The sequence below is a fragment of the Pseudoflavonifractor capillosus genome (genome assembly GCF_016899775.1).
Classification (GTDB): Bacteria; Bacillota; Clostridia; order Oscillospirales; family Oscillospiraceae; genus Lawsonibacter.
Window position 1 is genome coordinate 131,073 of sequence record NZ_JACJJE010000001.1, and the last position, 19,237, is coordinate 150,309.

Here is a 19,237-nt window from a genome sequence, read left to right on the forward strand (position 1 = left end):
CGCCCGCAGTTTTCTGCATGTGGATCGGGAGGAAATCAAGGCGGAGATCGAGGAAGCATTCAGAGGGGTACCGCAAGACGAGGAGCGCGAGTTCCGAATCTACCCCGACTATGCATGGTCTGCGAGCACCTGCGTTGAGAGTGGCTACCCTGAGCATTGGCCGGATACCTGCATTACGCTCCAGGATGCCTGCTTGGAAGACCAAGTCGATGTCTCTATCCACACCAAGGAAGAGGGTATGTGGTTTGAGGAGTATATTTGGTGTTTCCGGACCGGTGAGTTTGGCTCGGAATCCAGTGATCTGAAAACCGCAGTCTGTAAGGATTGCGGGAACACCCAGGCCATCGCTTCGTTTGAAGAACTGGATGACCTGGTCTGCTGCGAATGCAGCGGTTCAAATTTTGAAATGGCAAAGGAGGATCAATGATGTCCCTGGACATGAACTACCAGCCGAAGGCTTTGGTCGATACCGCAACTCTGACCGAGGACGAGTGGCTTGCGTGGCGGAAGAAGGGGATCGGCGGCAGCGATGTAGCTGCCGCCCTCAATTTATCACCCTATCGGACCGCACGTGAGCTGTACTACGACAAGATCGGCGTGGAGCCGGTCATTGCGCCCGCGGATAAGTCGATCACCTTTGCGATCGGGCATCTGCTGGAAGATATCGTAGCGCAGGTGTTTTCCAAGCAAACTGGGCTCACGGTATATCGGGATCAGACCATGTATCAGCATCCACTGTTCCCATTCATGCTCGCTGACGTGGATCGCTTCGTGACGCTCCCCAATGGCGAGAAGGCCATTCTTGAGTGTAAGACAGCGCACTTCAGCGCCCAATGTCTGTGGGCCAATGGGTGTGTGCCGCGCCACTACGAACTTCAGGTACGGCACTACATGAGTGTCATGAACATCAACACCGCTTATATCGCCTGCTTGTTCTCCAATAATGAGGATGACTTCGTCTGGCAGAAGATTGAGCGGGATTTGGATGAAGAGGAGAATACGATCTCCCTTCTGGAGGAGTTCTGGACACAGTATGTCTGCCGCCGCCAGGAGCCGCCTTTGGTCGGGAAGCCTGATGTGGTGCTTGACGTGATCCGCCGCTACCACGGACCCGCAGATAAATCCATTCCGGAAGTCGCTGTCGGGAAGGAATACGCCCAGCAGCTGGATCAGATCATAGAGCTGCGGGAGGAAAAGAGCAGTTTGGAGCGCAGGGCACGACAGCTGGATAAGCAGATCAAGGTCGCCTACGCCCCGATCCTGGACCTGATGGGCGCAGCCTGCAATGCTGTGTGTGAGACGCCGACGGCCTCTTACCAAATCTCCTACAACCCACAATACCGGGAGGAGATGACGAAAGCACAGCTGGAACTGCTGCGTGCCCAGCACCCAGACATCTACCACGACTTTGTGGATACCACGGAGAAGCGGGTATTCAAAATATCGAAGGAAGTCAAATGAATTGGAGGTGATTCAGATGTCTCTTACCTATGTCTGCTCGCCTCTGTCTGCTCCTACCCGGGCAGGCATCCTGGCGAATGCGGCGAAGGCAGTGACCTACATGACCTATGCGGAGAAGGAGTTTGGAGATCGAGCTGTTGCTCCCCACGCATATCTCCCGTACTTACTTGATGACGAGGTTCCTGAAGAACGCGCTCTGGCACTGGACTTCGGCCAGAAATTGCTGGCGATGTGTTCCAGACTGGTCGTGTATGGATCGCGCATATCCAGTGGTATGCGCGGTGAGATCACTGCGGCGGAGCGGTTGGGTATCCCTATCTATTACCGCAATGGGGCCGGGAGGCTTGAAGATGCGATGTAAATTGGACCGAGTAAGATTCAAAGGGACGGATGGCTTCAGCGTTTTTTCTTATCATTCGCAAGACCCGGATACCCCGGAGAGTGCCAGGCATTTCAGCCGGCTCGGTGAGAATTGGTACACCTTCACGGCGGTCGGCTACGGGATGCCGGACACGGACGCTGTGGATGTGGAGCTGGATGGCAAATGGGAGAACTCGAAATACGGTCTCCAGCTTCATGTCAGCTCCTGCCGGGAAGTTGCGCCCAGAACGGTCAAAAGCATACTGGCCTACCTCTGTTCCGGCCTCATCAAAGGGATAGGGCCGGAGACAGCGAAGGCGATCGTGGCTAAATTCGGGACAAAGACCATAGACGTCTTGGAGAATGAGCCGGAGCGCCTTTTGGAGGTAAAGGGCATCGCGAGAGCGAAGCTGGCGACGATCATGAGATCCTACGAGCAGACTCGAACGCTCCGTGAGATCACAGAGTATTTGAGCCCGTTTGGGGTTTCCCTCAAGAAGATCCACAAGATCCAAGAGGCTTTTGGAGATGACAGTCTCCGCATCGTTAAGACCGATCCGTTCCAGCTCTGCAAAATCAAAGGCTTCGGTTTTTTAACTGTCGATGAGATTGCCAGGAAGACCCACGTGAGTTTACGGCATCCGCTCCGGTATGTCGGCGCCATGACCTATCTTTTAGATGAGGCAATGGGAGCCGGACATCTGTTCCTCCCGATGGAGGAATTGGAGAGCAAGTGCTATGACCTGCTGAATAGAGACTGTCAGCGGGAAGTGGTAAGCATGGCAGATATCCATGCAGCTGTCGTGAAGGCTCATACGGACAAGCTCATTTACAACGAAAAAGGGCGCGTGTATAAGTTCTTTGAGCGCCAATGCGAAGTCCAGGTGGCAAAGAGGGTCGTTTCCCTCCTTTTACAGGAGCGGCCAACAGAGATTCCCAATATCACAGCTGAAATCAAGGCGTCAGAACAAACGCTACATCAGCAACTCGCTCCTTCGCAGCGCAGTGCCGTAGAGATTTGCCTGACCCATTCAATTGCCGTCATTACAGGTGGACCCGGTGTTGGCAAGACTACTACGCTTCGGGTGATCCTGGACATCTACCATCGAGTGATGCCTGAAAATGAGATCCTGCTGGCAGCACCCACTGGAAAAGCCAGCCGACGAATGCACGAGCAGACGGGATACCCGGCCTCGACGTTGCACTCGGCTATGGGGATCATATATGATGCCGACCTCTCTGCGCAGGAGTACGAGCTCCTCACAGCGGATCTGGTCATCGTCGATGAGTGTTCTATGGTGGACATGCGACTTGCTTATGCCCTGTTTCAGAGACTCAAACCTGGCGCTCAGCTGATCTTGGTCGGTGACCCGGATCAGCTACCGTCGGTGGGGCCGGGCAATGTGCTCAGAGAAATAATCCGCAGCCAGATGATACCGACGGCAGTGCTGGACATCGTGTTTCGGCAGGCATCCAATAGCCGAATCGCACTGAATGCACACGCAGTCAACCACAACGACACCCACTTGCTCTATGGCGATGACTTCATTTTCTGCGATGTGAAGACCAGCGATGAAGCCCTTAGTTTGATCCTGAAGCACTATGTGCGGGAGGTTTCCCAAAACGGGATTGAAAATGTGCAGATCCTCTCCCCGCAGAGGAAGAAGGGAACTGTATGTGCCAACCGCCTGAACAGTGAGATCCGAGACCTGGTCAACCCGTCCAGGGCCGGGAGAGCCGAAATCAAGTGCAGCGGAATGACTTATCGCGTTGGAGATCGGGTCATCCAGACCAGGAACCAGGAGGAAGTTGCAAATGGCGAAGTTGGAGTGATCACTGCGATTAAGGGCGATGGGACGAATGATCCTGTCATTGAGATCACATTGCTGGACGGAAGAGTGCTGAACTACTCAGCTGATATGATGGAGGACGTTGACCTCTCTTACTGCATCAGCATCCATAAAAGCCAAGGCGCCGAATTTCCTGTGGTACTGATCCCAATCCTGAAGGAACACTACATCATGCTTCGGAGGAACCTGCTTTACACAGCTATCTCCAGAGCCAAATCGAAGGTGATCCTCATCGGACAGCGACAGGCCATCTACATGGCCATCCATAAGCACGATGTGGATAAGCGAAATACCGTTCTTGGCGACCGTATCGTAGTCTACTATGACCGAGCGCAACAAAAGCCAGCGAGTTGAAATGATGGGGACAGGATACACAGAGATGTGTCCTGTCCCCTAAAAACAAAATTAGGAGGTTATGATTATCATGACGGAAACTACAATGCAAGTCCTGCACACGATCAATGCGGTGGATGGGTTCAATCCGGCGGAATTCACACGGAACCTGCCCAATGAGGATGGAGGCACCAGCCTCTATTTGGATGTGAAGTATCGGCTCCTCTGGTTCCGGCTTCACCGGCCGCAGGGGAAGATTTCTTCGGAAATTGTAAGCGTAACAGAAAAGTCCGCCATTGTCACCTGCAGGCTGTATGCGGATCGGAGCGATCCTGCGGACCAGTATCTGGCCCAGTCCTCCGCGCAGAGATTTGCCACGGATGACAAGTATGGGGATCGGTACCTGGAGATTGCGGAGACGGCGGCAATTGGCCGTGTATTGGCGGCGGCAGGCTATGGTACGCAGTTCTGCGGCGCAACTGACATGCTCTCCGGAGTTATCGCTGACGCACCAATCGACTCCATGAATTTGGAGGACGATGTTCCTCCCGATGATTCTGGCAGTCTGGTGGTGCATCAGACCCGCACCCAATCTAAGCAGGCTGAGGTGCAGCGCCCGACGGCTATTCCTAAGGCAGAGCCGAAGACCAGCGGTCCCATGACGCTGGAGGACTACCTCAACAGCATGACTCTGGAGGAGGCCAAGAATGTCAAGGTGGATTGCGGATACAATACCGGCAAGACATTGGGTGAAGTGGCCATGCGGAAGCCCAGCGATTTGGACTGGTATGTCCAGAAGTATAATGGCCGAAATTTGGCTTTGAAGGCGGCCGCAATCCTGTTGGTCAGTGCCGCTTCCGAGAAGGCCGGATAATGCCGGATACCTATGGGACGGAGGTGATGAGCAGTGGACTATACGGGTAATCTGCCATGCGATATTGCGGATGTGGTGGAATTGCTCGGCATCCGGGTGATCCGAAATACCGGCACCCAGTTCCATTGCAAATGCCCATTCTGCGATGACCGTAAAGCACACCTCAATATCAATCTGAGCAAGAATGTGTTCCGCTGTAACCGCTGCGGGAAAGGTGGAGGAGTATTGCACCTCTATGCAGAGGCGAATGGTATCAGCCTGAATGCCGCATATGAGGAGCTATGCAGTATCTACCACCATGGCGAGCGCAGGCCTGAACGTAGTATCCAGAAGAAAGTAATTAAGCAGAAGGCCCAAAAGCCCCAGCTTGACCTCGCTCCGGCAAGCGTTCGGGACAATACGTACTCCAACCTTCTTTCCATGCTCTCTCTGGGTACGGCGCATCGTGAAGCCATGCTGAATCGAGGGGTGTCAGGGGAAGACATCATAAAGCTTGGATATAAGACAACACCTGCTGTCCGGGCTCCCAAAATCGTGACGGAACTGCTGGAACGCGGCTGCGAGTTAAGCGGAGTCCCAGGTTTCTATATTGATGAGGAGACCGGGAAGTGGAAGATGGACATCCGTGGGTCTGGTATTATGATCCCGGATCGCAACAGCAAAGGGCAAATCGAGGCAATTCAGATCCGTCTGGACAAGGTGTTCAAGTCCAAATTCAATACCTTCACCAGCGTGGATCAATATTATGGTGCAGCTGCTTCGTGCTGCCCGCACTTCGTCGGCGTATCCGATGATGTGGATTCTGTCTATCTGACAGAAGGGGTCATGAAAGCGGATCTCGCCCACTACTTTTCCAGCCTGCTTGGGCACCCAAGCGCATTTATCGGACTCACAGGAGTTAGCAACTTTAACCAGTTCCGCCGTGCATTGGAGGAACTCCGGGCCTTTGGCATTGAGACGATCCAGGTCGCATTTGATATGGATATGGCAGTCAATGACAATGTCCGTAAGGCTCGTGAAAAGGTCCTGCAGGTAGGCTGTGAGGAAGGGTTCGAAATGATTCCAAAGCGGTGGAGTCCAAACTACAAGGGGGTGGATGACCTTTTGCTCTCTTTTGTGGAGCGCAAGAAGATCACAGATTCGATTTTCGGGAAGTTATGAGCAGACAGCGGGCCGTATGTGTAATTCACTTGCGGCCCGCTGTATCAATACCGCACTTAATAACTATGAGGAGGATTAACGTGGGATATAAAAGCTGTTTTATCCTGTCTGCAAAACCGATGACACAGGAGCTGTATCAAAAAATCGATGCGGAACTCCAACTTTATACCTGCTATTTCGAGCAGGACGGCATAGAAAACGAAGTTGGTCACTGGTGCAATTCGGACGACACCTGGTACAGTTGTCGTGCGGATATGATCCAACTGTCGCGGACATTCCCTGATGTGTACTTCCAACTCTATGTTGAGGGGGAGGACCACAACGATGACTGGCGCGCTTTCTTTATGAACGGGAAGTATCAGGTAAACTATGCTGAGCGCGTTTATGAGCCCTTTGTTCCTGACGAATTTATAGATGGAGATGCCAGCGAGGAAGCGCAGGAATATGAGGACATCATTCGGGCGGAAAGACAAAGCGCATGCCGGACAGCTCTCTACCACTGCATTCGCGTCTTCCTGGGAAGAGAAGAAAATGAGTTCCCCTGGAACTCGGAACTCTTGGATGCGGCGAAAACCGCGTGCGAGGATTTTTTGAAGGAGAAGGGATTCACTGTGCCTTCCGTGGAACAAGTAGTCAAAAGGGAACAAGCACCTGCCCGTGTAGCGGACGATGCGAGTGCCAGTGCTCAATCATCTTGATGGAGAGATGCCTATGAACGAGAATAAGCATGAGCGTTTCCTCAAAGTTGCCGGGCATCGTATGGATTTGCTGATTTGTGATTTCCGGAAGCTTGGGAACTGCGCGTCAAAAAGCACCTATGATTACACCGAGGAAGAAGTTGAGTTAATTTTTAAGGAACTGGATCTTCAGATTCAATTGCTCCGGGAGAAGTTTGAGGGGAAAAAGAGGTTTTCTCTAAGTACTGCCCCAGAGGATTCGTACTAATGAAAAGCTAAATGATAAGTGCTGAGTTGCTTCAAGCAACTCAGCACTTGTTGTTTTACAGGGGTAAAATATACCCACTTCAAAATGGGGAAAAGACCCTTGTGACAAAGGATTTCAATAAGAGGGAAAGGAGTACAGCCACTAGATACTCCCGTAGTTTGTCCTCCGGGATCGCCCCATCATAGTGCCCACTCATATCCATTTCAGGAATGTAGCCGTTATCTACAAGGCCCACCCAGTTCAAGATGAACTTGAAGCCTCGAACTTTCTCCAGCCGCCAAGGCAAAAACTGCATCTAGCCGGATATAAAGGATTTTGGCTACGGTGCGGTTTGACTCAGCAATCGCAGGACCTTTAGGCAGGTGTGGCGCTTTTTCAGAGTCTCGTAGACCGCCTCAGATTCCGGCCCGTAGGTAATCAGGGCATTGGGAACTAGGAGATCGTAAAAAAGGTGCTGGAACGCCTCGACAAATTGCACGGCAACGAAAAACGCAGGCATCCGATTGTGCTGCAGGCAGATCTTTTACAGGAACCGGGCCAGATTCAAGCCGTCGTCCTTCCGGCCAACAATGAGAATCCTCTGGACTGGCCGATTTTCTTTCTCAGACACTATGGAAAGCCGCTTTTCTTGTATAAAAGAAGTTTGAGCGCCTTTGTCCCGACATGAGTAACTCTCAATTCCATATAGCGGATACGGAAACAAGCATAGCAGGCGTTTGGCTGATCATTGGTCCAGCTTCAGCCGGATCGCAGTTCGTCTAGCCTCCTCTCGGTTATGGACACCTAATTTGCAGAACAGATTTCGTAGGTGTGTCTTGACGGTGCTGGCGCGGATGTTGAGGAGCTGCCCAATCTCTTCATTGGTCTTGTAACGGAGGACCAGGGACAGCACCTCCCGCTCTGTGGGCGTCAGCGGCGCGGTCAGATACCGGAGCGGCTGTAAGTACCAGGGATAGTGTCTGGCATAGGCCAGGGTTCCGCGGATGACCGATGACCAGTAGGCGGTGCTGGCGCTTTCCGGAACGTACATCTCCAGCAGTGGCATGAGCGCGGCACCCTCCTGGGCAAATACCGTCACATAGCCGTACCGCTCACCCAGGGACAGCGCCCTGCCCAAATGGGCGGCCCAATCCCCGCCGCCCATCCGAAAGCGGCAGATTGCGGTCAGGATCAAGACCTCCATCGTGTCCAGCGGGCGGTGGACCAGTGAAAAGCGATCCAGCAGGTGGCCCAGGGTCAGAAGGGCAGTGTGGTACTCCTCCCGCCTGATGTGACAGCGCACCTTTGTTAAGAGACGGTATACATCCGGCAGCAGCCAAATACCGTCGCCGGAGGGCTGTGCCGCAAACCAGTTGGCGGCGTATAGGCTGTCCTCCATCAGGGCCAGCCGGCACCGCATAGCGTCGACATTGGGGATCAGATAGCCCGTGCCCTCCGCCTCTACCCGCTGGCGGAACCGGAGCAGGAAAGCCGCCGCCTCCGGTAGCTGGCCCTCCGCACAGAGTGAGCGCACCATCAGGGCGACGCAGACGAACTCGGACGGCAGAGTGCCATTCTCTCGGATGCGAAGCTGAAGGGGATGCCATTGGAGCAGCAGGTGGGCGATGTCCTCGCCTTGTTCCAGCAGATGTTCCGCCTGGAGCAGATCTTCCAGGCCAACGCTGTGACGGCCCAGGGCGTGGTCCACCACGAGGCGGACGGACTTGTCTGGAGCGGCTGTATCCGGCAGGAAAAAGTCGGATAGATCCCGCTCCCCGCGCAGGACACTGGGCAGGCCGCAGGTGATCGCCGTCGGGTGGCAGAGGAAACTTCCGTCTTCGAGCCGAGGCAGGGCTTCGCGGCATCGGCTCGCCAGATCAGCAGGGGAAGTATTGTGCAGGATCAGGTCAAGATAGAGCAGGTAGCTATTCGCTTCCATTGTGTCGCTGCCGACGTCCATGGAACGGAGTTCGGCGTACCTCATCCATGCGTTCGCTGGTTCCATGGCCATGGCAGAGACCCGACACATAGCATAGAGAAGTTCAGGAGCGGAACAGATCTCGTCCTTTGTCAAAGCACGGAGATAGGGCTCCAGCTGGGCCAGTATCCACCAGTCCGCATTCTGCCGGATGGCCTGGATTAGTGTGCGTACAAGGTCGGCACGGTGATCCGCCGCCAGGAAATGCCCGGCGGCTCCGGCAAAGTCGCCGTGATCCGCACACCATGCGCCACCTGCCAGGTGAACTTCCTTAATCTGGTCGGCCGTCAACTCGTGTTCGGCCTGCCTTTGCAGGTAAGGCCGGAACAGGTACGGGTCGCAATAGCTCCATCTGCCGCCCAGATCCGGCTGGAGAATCCCCGTCATGTGGGCAATTTTCTGCAACGCGCGACCCGCCTGGGAGTCAGCGTGGAGGGCAGCTACAAGCGAGTCTGTGACCTCAGAGAAATAGGAAAGGCGAAGCAGCAAGGATCTGGTCTGTGGATCACATGGTTGGTAGAGGACGCTGCCCCAATAGACATCCAGCTTTCGAAGCGCCGATTCGCACTCCCGTTTTCCCAGTCCTTTTCCCACCGCCATTGCATCCAGGAGATAGCCGACATAGGGCGGATACCCATGGGTAATCCATTCCACGCGGAGCAGGTCGTCCGTGGACAGGTTCAGGCCACGATCCACGGCAAGGAGCGCAATATCCTCCACCTGCAGACGTAGATCATCTGATTGAAAGAGGCGCAGGTCGCCGGCGTATTGATAGGAAAGCAGGAAGGCCGGAACGGGACCTCTGGAAAGGAGAAAGAACCGTTGGCGCTTTGACGATCTGCGAAAAATCCCAGCTACCCGCTCCTCCAAGCGGGCAGACAGATTTTGAAAATCGTCCAGCACGACCAACGGCTCCTGATAGGAAAAGCGCGGTGTGCGGTCACACTGCACCTTGATACTGCGATACGTCTGGGATTTCAGCACTTCATTGACAATGGAGGTCTTTCCCCAGCCGGCACAGGCGGAAAGAAATATAAATTTATACTCAGTCAAGGAGTTCAGCAGCGCGCTGCGCAACCTTCGCGGCACTGTGATAAGGCGCGGGTTCAATCGCATCCCTCCTTTTCTAACACACATCATGGGCGCCTACGGCGCCCATTGCATAGGGGGTACCCCCTATGCAATCATGATTCGTTGTCCCAGCCTCTCTGGTCTATGGGTTAGAGTGCTTTGCACAGGTTAGTTGCTGTCAGGATCAAATGCGGAGTTTTGCACCCCCATCATTTCAAGAAATTTAGCGCGAAGCGGCGTATTGCCCGCGCTTTCATAGGCTTCGATCCGGGCCCGGACTGTCTCCGAAATCGCGGCTGCCGTCTGGTCGGTACAGGCAGCGCTGTATAGAAAAGGCTCCAAAGCCGGCCCCAGGGAGAGGGCGCCATGGGCCCAGGCCGCGAAGGAATTGTATATGTCCATAAACTTTTCTACATCTTCTGGTGGGACCCAGGTGACGACATCCTCCGGGAAAAAAGTGATCCTTGCTTGTTTGTCCTCGAACCTGACATAAACACCGAACAGCGGAAGGATCTGCCCTCGGATAATGGCATTTGCAGTTATCCACTGCGGGAATTGCTGATTAAGCTGCATGGAAGCCCCTCCATTTCAACAGTAAATCACTTTCATTATACCAGATTTCTCTGTAAATTCAATCGACTTTCTATGATAGGAAGTGGACAGAGCTTTTCCCATAGCCCTTACAGGGAGCAGACGATGTCTGCCCCTCACAGCATTTTCATATCTACTTTCGTTTCGCTGGTGGTTGGTACAGATAATTGAGATGCCAATTCTCTGGGAAGAGATTTCCCGTTCTTTTCAAGTTCCGTCCGCATAGCACCGACGATTGTGTTCGTGTCGATCCGCTCCTTGTTATCCATCATGGCGGCGATGGCAGCGGACCGGGCGATCCCATTGATGCGGGCCGGACTCAACTCCGCCTGGGATAAGGCGGAAAAGGGGATGTCACCCTCCAGACGGTCCTCTGGCAGCGCCCTGCGCCAGAGCTGCTCCCGAAGTGTGGCATCAGGCAGGGTGAACCGGACGATGTAGTGTAACCGGCGCAGGAATGCGTCATCGAAGTTGCTCAGCAGGTTGGTGGACAGCAGGGCTACGCCCTCGTACTGCTCGATCTCCTGCAGCAGGTACGAGGTGGACAGGTTGGCAAACTTATCATGTCCTGTGGAGACGGAGGCCCTCTTGCCAAAGAGCGAGTCGGCCTCATCAAACAGCAGGACACATCGATTTTCCCGGGCGCACTGCATAAGCCGGCCCAGGTGCTTTTCCGTCTCACCCACATACTTGTCCATGATCTGAGACAAATCCGCCCGCAGCAACGGCATCCCAAGCTCCCGGGCGATGGCGTTGGCCGCCATGGTCTTTCCGGTACCGGATGGGCCATGGAAGACGGCGGTAACGCCCTCCCTCTGATACGGGATACCCCAGGCGGAGAGCTGCGGCCAGCACTGGGCGGCCATGCAGATCTGTTTCAGCTGTCCCAGAACCGCCTCGGACAGTACCATATCAGTCAGAGAGGCTGTGGGGGTATATTGAATACCAAAGGACAGGGCACCACCGCGAAGCTGCTGGGCGCGCCTGGTATCCTCAATCTGTACCATATCGTGGCCGGTCTCTGCTGCGGAGCGAAGAGCAAGTTCCGCGGTCGCCCGCACCGCCCCTATCGTCATGGAGCCCTCCGGTGCGGAGTGGGGGGCGGAACGGGGCACAAAGGCGCGCCAAGCCGCCTCCCGCTCGCGGGGAGACAGCTGGGAGGTCAGCCGAATGACCTCGTCGGCCTGGAACGGTATCATATCCCCTTCGACCAGGACGGTGAGGGGGATGGAGAAACGGTCATGGAACCACTCCAGTTCCCGGAGGATCTCCCGGTTGGAGGGATCAACGGCGCAGATGGGGATGGAGAGCGTGGTCGAGAGGATCGCGGCCTCCCGGAACAGATGGTCCCGGTCCAGCGCGGAAAGCCCCTCAATCCGCTCAAACTCCACACAAACGGCGCCGCCGCAGGCGCGGCAGAGCAGTGTCCGCCGCCCGCTTCCGGCCTCCCCCTGCAGATACAGGACATTGGCCGCGCCGCTTTGATGCCAGGTTTGGACGCGCCCAAGCGCCTCCTCATGGATGGGGAGAAACACGGCGTCCTGTTGAGGTATCATAGCCTGGACGCCCTTGAGATCGGGCAGGGAAAGTCCAGTCAAAAAGGAGACCGCCGCACGGCAGAGCATCAGGGGGCGCTCCATAGCGTAGGCGGTCTGCTCGGCCGTGGTGAGGAGAAGCCCGCACAGGATGTTAGGCCCCGTCAATTCCGCAATGGTCTCCACGCTCACAGGACACAGCGGAGTGATGAGCAGCAGGCCGTATTCTATGGTCGGCAGGGTCAGGCCATAGCGGGAGCGGAACTGATTGCGCAATCCGCTGTCCATCTCAAAAGCAAGGGCTGCCATCAGGAGCAGGGACTCCCTCTGGTCCAGATGGAACCGCTCCCGCAGGATACGGGTCGCCAGCGGGGTGGACTCCGGCGTGGCCATGTCCCGGGCCAGGAGCGTCTGGTAGTCTTCCAGGCAGCTGTTCTGGTCCACATCATCAGCGGACAGTTGCTTGAACAACTCCAGGTAGCCAAGGATGCAGGCTGAATTATTCTCCCAACCCTTCACGCCAGTCTCCCTCCTTTATTCCAGAATCAAGTCGTCAAGGTCCGAGCCGTCCATGACTGCCTGCGGCGGGTCGCTCAGCTCTGCGTTCATGTCCAAATAGCTGTGCCCATCCATCGCAGTGCCCTCGTGGATCTGAAGAATTGAATAGCTGACACCCAGCGGAATGAAATCTTCCAGCACATCCTCCAAAAAGCGGTAGGTCGCTGTCGATGTGTTGGCAGGCAGAAGCAGGGAGACACTGGCGTGTTCGTTCCCATAGAGCCGCGCGCAGTCCTCCTGCTCACTGGCACTGAGTGGTTGGTTTTTCCACTGGAAGTCTTCCACCAGCTCTCCGCGGCCTCCTGTGACGATCTCCAACAGGCGGGCCAAGCCATTGCGGGTGCCGCGCATCCGGTTAAGACGCGGCGCCTCGCGGAGCAGAGCCTCCTCACATGGAGCGTCATGCATCCAGCGCATTGCACCAAGCCAGAGTTTCAGCTCCGGAACTGTGTCTTCCGCATAAGGGTCCAGCCTGCCCGGGAAACAGGCTGCCTGCTGGTTGGTATTCATATATGCGGATTGATAGACAGCCAGGAATTGACGGAGTGTTGCGTCATCCCGCAGGATCAGCGGCAGCGCGGAGTCAATGGATCGTCCCGGGAACGTGAGCGTGTAGCTTGTCAGGGCATCCGCTGGAGTCACGGTGAAACATAGGAACCGGCCTTTTACTCCGTAGAGGCTCAAATCACTTGCCCGACGCTCCATCACAGGCACCAAGGTACCGTCCCAAATGTCCGGCGGCTGGTCAGTGGCGTAGACCCGCACCTGCGCATCCGACAAGCCGGACAGGGAGAGCCGATGCCACTCCATCCCATCGCAGAACCCCTGGTACCATTGGGATCGGTAGCCGCCGGCACTGTCATATATACCGCATCGCTTCAGGTCCCAGTCCGAGCGGTATCTTCGAAATCTCTGGTCCATGTATCGATCCCCCTCTGCAGATGTGGTTGTGGGCCTGTCATTTTGAACATGTTTCCAGTCATCAGGACTGTGTTACACGAAGAGACTTCAGATATGGGAGCATATCCGGCTTCAGGTGCACACTCCCATCCTGGGATTTTCGTACGCCGCTGGATAGTGGTCGCAGTTCCAGGGCGGTCACTGCCACAACACTGTCCAATGCCCCCAAAGCAGCGTAAAGTGCTGTAAAGGAGACCTCTGCTCCGAAGTCCAGTGGACCGGATACACCGTCGGCCAGCGCCAACACAGTCTCGCGGATGACCTGCTCCGCAATGGGTTCGCTCACCTGCAGAGAGGCGGTGACTTCAAATGGCAGATAGCGCGGGCTGTGGATATCCACAGGCACGCCAATCAAACGATACTGCTCCATCCAGTTTTGAAGCCGCTCGGTCTGCCACGGAGTCAGCATCGGCAGGTCCTCATGGGCATCAGGCTTCACGATGAGCGTGATTCCGGCCTCCTTCCTGCCTTGCGCACGGTGCGTGATCGCACGCACCTGGTTCAGCGCCAGTCCCGGCGTTTTCCGGGCAAGGACTTCATAGTCTGATGTTGTAACTGCCCGGAGCGGTTCGGCCTGCTCCTTTGCGACCCGGAAGAAAGCGTCCTTAGCGGCCTCCAGATCACAGCCGCCGGTTGCTGGCCCAAGAGCGAGGAGCTGGACGCCGCCCTGTGTCATCAGACCGCAGGCACCATTGCCCATGCCGCCCAGAGTAGTGATACAGGAGGTGACCAGCAGGTGTCCGCCCACCGGCACACAGAAGTCGCGGCCATCACCAAATCGGAGAATTTGCGTCTCCTGGAGCCAGCGGCAGCCGCGGGGCAATGTGCGCCCGGACTCCGGTTCATCAATGGGGCAGTCATACCAGAGCCCATTCTCTTGTACCATCAGCTGGACTGAATCTGTCAGGACGCCAGGTTCCTCCAGCACGACTTCCTCTCCGGCGATGGATTGAAGGGTATGCTCGAAGGGGAAGTCCGGTTCCGCGGCCACCACACGGATCACCGGCGGTGGAGTTTCGCCCCACCCCCTGACTTCTCCCTCATACACAAAGAGGCCGGGAGCCTCCCGCCAACACGCCTCGGTTTCAGGCAGGAAGTACCGAATCACCCGATTGCCTGTCCAGCCCTCTGGAATACGGAACGGCGCGGTGAGGTCAACGGTGGCACAGCGGGTGTGCCGTTGCTCCAAGCGGATCGGTGAAAGTGCAACTTGCGAGATCTGAGGCCGTCCCTCAATCCTGCCCTTGATCGTCAGGCGAAGAGAGGCCACAGCGCCGTCTTCTGGAGTGGTGATCAGGTAGCCGCTGCGCAGCAAGCCACAGGTCCCATCTTCCAACGGAACTTCCCGCCAGCCGGTTCCATCAGATACCTGGGCACAGATGGTGACCGGGGGTGGTGTCTGGTCATCCGGCGGTACGCGGCAGGAATCTGGGATCAGGCTGCACCACAACTGGATCTCTGCCTTCTGAGGAATGGGATTCGTGAACGTGATCAAGAGTGTCGGTTCCTGCCCCTCTATTGTTAAGGGCAGATTGTCGTCCCATGTGCGTTGAGTCTTCCCACTTAGATAGGTGATGGATGCGATGGCGCTGTCGGGGCCTCCGCAGATGACCACCTCAAAGGGAACGCCATCGATCCAAAAACGCTGGCCCGGGTAAGTGCGCTTATCCCCAATATCCCGTGCCAGAAGTTCAGCTGGAGCCGCGCTTCGCTGCTTTCCGTCAAGCAGCTTCAAATACGCACGATAATGTTCAGCGCTGACAGCGTTGATCCTCTGATTCTGCATATCGGAGAGATAGGACACCAACTCCAGGATTGCGACAGCAGGATCACTGGGAATGTCATCACTCCATCCGGGCACCATCTCGGACATACGGCTACAGAGCCGGGTATAGAGATCCGCCTGGTTGGTTTGGTTCAGATCAACGGGGTTCATTTCCGATGCCCCCCTTTCATTTCATGGATGGTGTATGCCCCGCCGATTGGGACCGCGAACGGATCATGAATTGCTGTGAGTTCTCGCTCTAACCCCTCTGGTGTCGTCGTAGCGCATACCAGTTCCACCAGTTTCACATCAGGGGCGGCGGATTGCAGGCAGTTGCGGATCTGGGCTACAGTGGGCAGCGTCCCTATGCGCCAGCCCTGGCCGTGAAAGTTCCCGGTGGCGGAATGCAGGAATCGATTCAGCGCGATCTTGATTTTCCGCTTGCTCTCCGTATAGTCGCTGCCGGGCGGTATTTGGAGCCACACCATCACATGAATGGGATAGAAGTTGGGTTCCCGCACCTGCACTGTGACGCCCAGTGACGGCAGGGCGCTGGCCTGGATCAAGAGCTGGTGTATTTCGTCCTTTTTCAGCGCAAAGGCATCCGCGTGATGCGTGACATCGCGCATCAGCACACCGACAAAGAGCGTCTCACCGTCCCGGATACAACGCGTGCGGACTGCGCTACGGATGGTCCCGCAGATAAGCTGATTGACATCAAGGCTGGAGACCGCGCGGCCCAAGTGGTGGCGCTCCTGTCTGGCTCGATGGATGATGTCTTGGTCTGTTTCCTCCTGAACGCCACCGAAACTTTCTGTCAGCGCCGTTCCAGACACCATGCCGCCCCGGAGCGGGAGAAAGGGGTCGCTGGGCATACAGACGTCGGAGTCTGCAGAACGCAGCAGCACGACACCGCAGTCCAGCTGCTGCAGGACAGGGAGCCTGCCGGCCTCCGGAGGCCCTGATTCATCACGGAGTGCGATCCACCAGCGGTTCGACCCGAACCGGATGGTGGTGCGTCCGGTGACGTCCCCCAGCGTAAGCACACCGCTGTGAGCTAGGCCGTCTGTTCCATCGACCAGGGTGAGCGGGGTTTCGTTTCCCTCAGAAGTTGCCTCCCATGCGGTGAGCTTCCGCCCTGGAGCCCGGCCACGGAGTGTCAGATAGAGGTTGGCATTTTCTCCTCCCGGCGGGCTGTCAAATCCAAGCCAGAGGGTATCCTGTTCCGGCGTGATCGGCGGGAACAGGATTTTTTGATTGCCGGTCAGGATGTCGATGTGCTCTGTCAGGCCGCAACATCGCTCCACAGATAATTCTGCTCCAGCCAACTCGGCGGATACCCGGAAGCCTGAAATCTCCGGAATATGGTACCGGGCAGGCAGCCATCCGGAGCCGTCGCAGGCACAGAGCCGCCAGCGCAGCCAGTAGCTGTCCAATCCCTGAATCTCGCAACGGACTGCGTCCGCCGGCAGGGTGAAACTGGCCTCCATATCCTTAGTGTTATGGCCGGTTTCACCGCGGTCCGAAAACAGGCACGCGTATGGTTCTGTCCCCGGTATCATCCGCCAAACAAATCCGTCCCAGTATTCCCACAGGATCGTGTCCGCATTCACGTCGCGGGGCTTGGGCGGGGATTGCGGCATCCTTCGCATCACTGGCCTATACTCCGGCGTCTGGTCCATGCCTGGGAGGATATCGTCCCGTATCTGGATGGAGCGCGTCCACGACAGCGTAAGGCGTGCGCCAGGCAGACAGATCACATCCGGGCAGGAAAAGTAGCAGCAGTTCCAGAGCGTCAGCTGGGTGCCGAAAGGAAGCCAGGTGCATCCTTGGGTATATCCGGCATCCGTTACGATATGGAACTGATCTGATGGGCCACGGGAAAGGTCGGCATCTACATTACGAACGGCGGCGGGCGGCGATATCTGCCCATCTTTCGCCTGTACAGATAGGGCTGAACCGCCTGGAGCGGGCGGCAGGGTGAATTGCAGTTTTCCATCTGTGCAGGCAGGCGGCGGGACAGGAACAGCCTTCTCCGGTTCCATGAGGAACCAAGAAACCCGATCCGGGTCCTGCAGGAATTGGAGCATCAGCTCTGATGCCCCCTTCAGATGGAGTAAGACCCGGCATCCGGTCTGAGAGGCAAAAGCATGAGGGTGTCGGAAGATAACCTCTCGTTTCTGCATTCCTGGCGCCTGGAGATCGAACAGCTTGACCGGCTGTCCGGGAGTGGGAAGAGAAAGACGGATCAGTTTGCCGCTGGGGCCGCCTGCCAGAACCATCTCAGCCAGTTGGGCAGGTTCGGCCCAGGCATCCTCGGCAGTCTCCCAGATTTGCGTGCCATTCCCCGAGCGATAGAGTGGACTGCCCTTGGACACAGGCACACTCCTGGGGGCGTGCAACGCGGCATAAGCGTACATGGGGGTACTGGCCTGTGGCTCTCCGAGCCAGGGGCGCAGGAACTCCCGCTCATGCTTCTCCGGCAATTGCTCCAGACGGCCCCTAGATTCCTCCAGCAGTTCCCCCATGGCTGTCATCAGGGCTGCCTCCAGCTCCGGCCCGCCCTTTTGATACTGCCACTCCGGCAGGTAGGAGCGGACATACGCCTCAAGCTGTGCCCAAAAGTCATCCATGTCCGTTCCCCCTCTCACATTTGCAAAGAATCCAAATTCACAGCTCGGCTCACAAAATGTTCAGCGGCACGGAAACCTGAGCTGACGCGCCAGTGCTCAGGATCTCGTAAGAGACATTGACAAGCAGCGCACCCTCTTGCAGATTTGGCTCGAAGGTCACCTGGATATTGAAGATCCTCGGCTCCCACTTCCTCAGAGCGGCTATGACCTCCTGACGGATCAATGTGCGCAGGGTGGTATCTACATTTTCAAAGGCATATCGTGAAAGGTCGGACCCAAATTCCGGACGGTATGGCCGTTCCCCTCGGTGCGTCAGCAGGATCATTCGGACAGATTGCGCAATCTCTTCCGCTTCGCTCATGGTACGGAAGCGGCCCAGGCCGGATTCCAATTTGCATGGGAATTTCATCGCGGGCATATTGCGCACCTCCGCTCATTCAGAAGTCAATTTAATTTGATCATGCTGCCCTTGACCTCCGTGATCCCGGAGGAAGTCATCTGCAGCTGGGTCTGACCGGCAATCTTCGTTGTCATGCCGCCGGATATATCTACTTGCTGGCCCTTTGCGGTCAGCTTACTCTGTGCATTGAGCGAGATCTCCTGGCCGCTCATTTCCAGTTTCCCTTTCGCCTTGATGGTGATGTTGCCGCTGCTGTCTATTTCCAGCGATGCACCGCCGCATTCGATCAGGATCTTTTTCCCCGCGGACAGGGTGACCGCATCATTTTTCATATCCATGGTGAGGACGGGCGTCTCTGTGTCCGTCTTTTTGATCGTCACAGTCTGCGGTTCGTCCTCCAGGCTGCACGTTAGGCCGCCTGCGGTTTGAAGCGTGATCTTTGTCTTGTCCTTTGTATCATCGAATAAGATGGAGTGACCGGAGCGCGTGCGAAACTCCTTTAGGTCGTTCTTCTCCGTCCAGCAATCTTGTGTCTGTTTGTCCCCAGCGGGGCGATGAACATTGATGATATATGCCTGATAGCCCGGTGTCTTGGGAATTGCGACATCCACAACATCCCCGACCTCCGGCAGCCAATAGACGCCGGTCATGCTTTGGGAGACCCGCGCGTAAATTTTATCCTGGTCCTTATCATAGCCGCCCAGGGAGACCTCCACCTGGCCCTTATTATCATCACCAAGATGCGCGGTCACCTTTCCGCGCAGATAGTCGAAGTCGGCCATG

General features: G+C 56.2%; 17 protein-coding genes. 9 read left to right on the forward strand and 8 right to left on the reverse strand.

The window, feature by feature from the left end; all coding sequences use genetic code 11:
- The first annotated feature begins 19 nt into the window (after positions 1 to 19).
- The 9 genes from H6B31_RS00645 (at position 20) to H6B31_RS00685 (ending at position 7,651) form a co-directional block, all read left to right on the forward strand.
- Entirely contained in the window at positions 20 to 427 is a 408-nt protein-coding gene (locus H6B31_RS00645) for a hypothetical protein (RefSeq protein WP_204896735.1), read from the forward strand.
- Complete coding sequence (locus H6B31_RS00650; RefSeq protein WP_195607926.1) at positions 427 to 1,461, forward strand: YqaJ viral recombinase family nuclease; 1,035 nt, start codon at positions 427 to 429, stop codon at positions 1,459 to 1,461. Before H6B31_RS00645 ends, H6B31_RS00650 begins: the two co-directional genes overlap by 1 nt.
- 16 nt (positions 1,462 to 1,477) lie before the next feature.
- Positions 1,478 to 1,822: a DUF7768 domain-containing protein gene (locus H6B31_RS00655; RefSeq protein WP_204801783.1), complete on the forward strand. Its 345-nt coding sequence runs from the start codon at positions 1,478 to 1,480 to the stop codon at positions 1,820 to 1,822.
- Position 1,823: 1 nt separating this feature from the next.
- Positions 1,824 to 4,025 (forward strand): SF1B family DNA helicase RecD2, encoded by a 2,202-nt coding sequence (recD2, locus tag H6B31_RS00660; RefSeq protein ID WP_204896736.1) that lies wholly within the window; start codon positions 1,824 to 1,826, stop codon positions 4,023 to 4,025.
- A gap of 70 nt (positions 4,026 to 4,095) precedes the next feature.
- Positions 4,096 to 4,878, forward strand: coding sequence for a hypothetical protein (locus tag H6B31_RS00665; RefSeq protein ID WP_204896737.1), 783 nt, complete (start codon positions 4,096 to 4,098; stop codon positions 4,876 to 4,878).
- A 33-nt stretch (positions 4,879 to 4,911) separates the two neighbouring features.
- The gene (locus H6B31_RS00670; RefSeq protein WP_204896738.1) at positions 4,912 to 6,039 is read left to right on the forward strand and encodes a CHC2 zinc finger domain-containing protein; all 1,128 of its coding nucleotides are present in this window, start codon (positions 4,912 to 4,914) and stop codon (positions 6,037 to 6,039) included.
- Between the two features lie 80 nt (positions 6,040 to 6,119).
- The gene (locus H6B31_RS00675) at positions 6,120 to 6,737 is read left to right on the forward strand and encodes a hypothetical protein (protein WP_204896739.1); all 618 of its coding nucleotides are present in this window, start codon (positions 6,120 to 6,122) and stop codon (positions 6,735 to 6,737) included.
- 13 nt (positions 6,738 to 6,750) lie between these two features.
- Complete coding sequence (locus tag H6B31_RS00680) at positions 6,751 to 6,984, forward strand: hypothetical protein (protein WP_204896740.1); 234 nt, start codon at positions 6,751 to 6,753, stop codon at positions 6,982 to 6,984.
- 451 nt (positions 6,985 to 7,435) lie between these two features.
- Positions 7,436 to 7,651 carry a hypothetical protein gene (locus H6B31_RS00685; RefSeq protein ID WP_204896741.1) on the forward strand — a complete coding sequence of 72 codons (216 nt, stop codon included), beginning with the start codon at positions 7,436 to 7,438 and terminating at the stop codon, positions 7,649 to 7,651.
- Positions 7,652 to 7,708: 57 nt separating this feature from the next.
- Here H6B31_RS00685 and H6B31_RS00690 read toward each other — a convergent pair whose 3' ends face one another.
- The 8 genes from H6B31_RS00690 to H6B31_RS00725 all read right to left on the reverse strand — a co-directional run bounded on the left by H6B31_RS00690 (position 7,709) and on the right by H6B31_RS00725 (position 19,236).
- The gene (locus H6B31_RS00690) at positions 7,709 to 10,051 is read right to left on the reverse strand and encodes a LuxR C-terminal-related transcriptional regulator (protein WP_204896742.1); all 2,343 of its coding nucleotides are present in this window, start codon (positions 10,049 to 10,051) and stop codon (positions 7,709 to 7,711) included.
- A 129-nt stretch (positions 10,052 to 10,180) separates the two neighbouring features.
- Positions 10,181 to 10,585: a hypothetical protein gene (locus H6B31_RS00695; RefSeq protein WP_204896743.1), complete on the reverse strand. Its 405-nt coding sequence runs from the start codon at positions 10,583 to 10,585 to the stop codon at positions 10,181 to 10,183.
- Positions 10,586 to 10,719: 134 nt separating this feature from the next.
- A complete protein-coding gene (locus H6B31_RS17645; protein ID WP_204896744.1) occupies positions 10,720 to 12,657 on the reverse strand; it encodes an AAA family ATPase in 1,938 nt (645 codons plus the stop codon).
- Between the two features lie 15 nt (positions 12,658 to 12,672).
- Positions 12,673 to 13,617, reverse strand: coding sequence for a hypothetical protein (locus tag H6B31_RS00705; protein WP_204896745.1), 945 nt, complete (start codon positions 13,615 to 13,617; stop codon positions 12,673 to 12,675).
- Positions 13,618 to 13,678: 61 nt separating this feature from the next.
- The gene (locus H6B31_RS00710; RefSeq protein WP_204896746.1) at positions 13,679 to 15,592 is read right to left on the reverse strand and encodes a baseplate J/gp47 family protein; all 1,914 of its coding nucleotides are present in this window, start codon (positions 15,590 to 15,592) and stop codon (positions 13,679 to 13,681) included.
- Positions 15,589 to 18,054, reverse strand: coding sequence for a baseplate J/gp47 family protein (locus H6B31_RS00715; protein ID WP_204896747.1), 2,466 nt, complete (start codon positions 18,052 to 18,054; stop codon positions 15,589 to 15,591). Before H6B31_RS00715 ends, H6B31_RS00710 begins: the two co-directional genes overlap by 4 nt.
- Before the next feature lie 49 nt (positions 18,055 to 18,103).
- Complete coding sequence (locus tag H6B31_RS00720) at positions 18,104 to 18,472, reverse strand: GPW/gp25 family protein (RefSeq protein ID WP_204896748.1); 369 nt, start codon at positions 18,470 to 18,472, stop codon at positions 18,104 to 18,106.
- A 26-nt stretch (positions 18,473 to 18,498) separates the two neighbouring features.
- Complete coding sequence (locus tag H6B31_RS00725) at positions 18,499 to 19,236, reverse strand: hypothetical protein (RefSeq protein WP_204896749.1); 738 nt, start codon at positions 19,234 to 19,236, stop codon at positions 18,499 to 18,501.
- Between the last annotated feature and the right edge of the window lies 1 nt (position 19,237).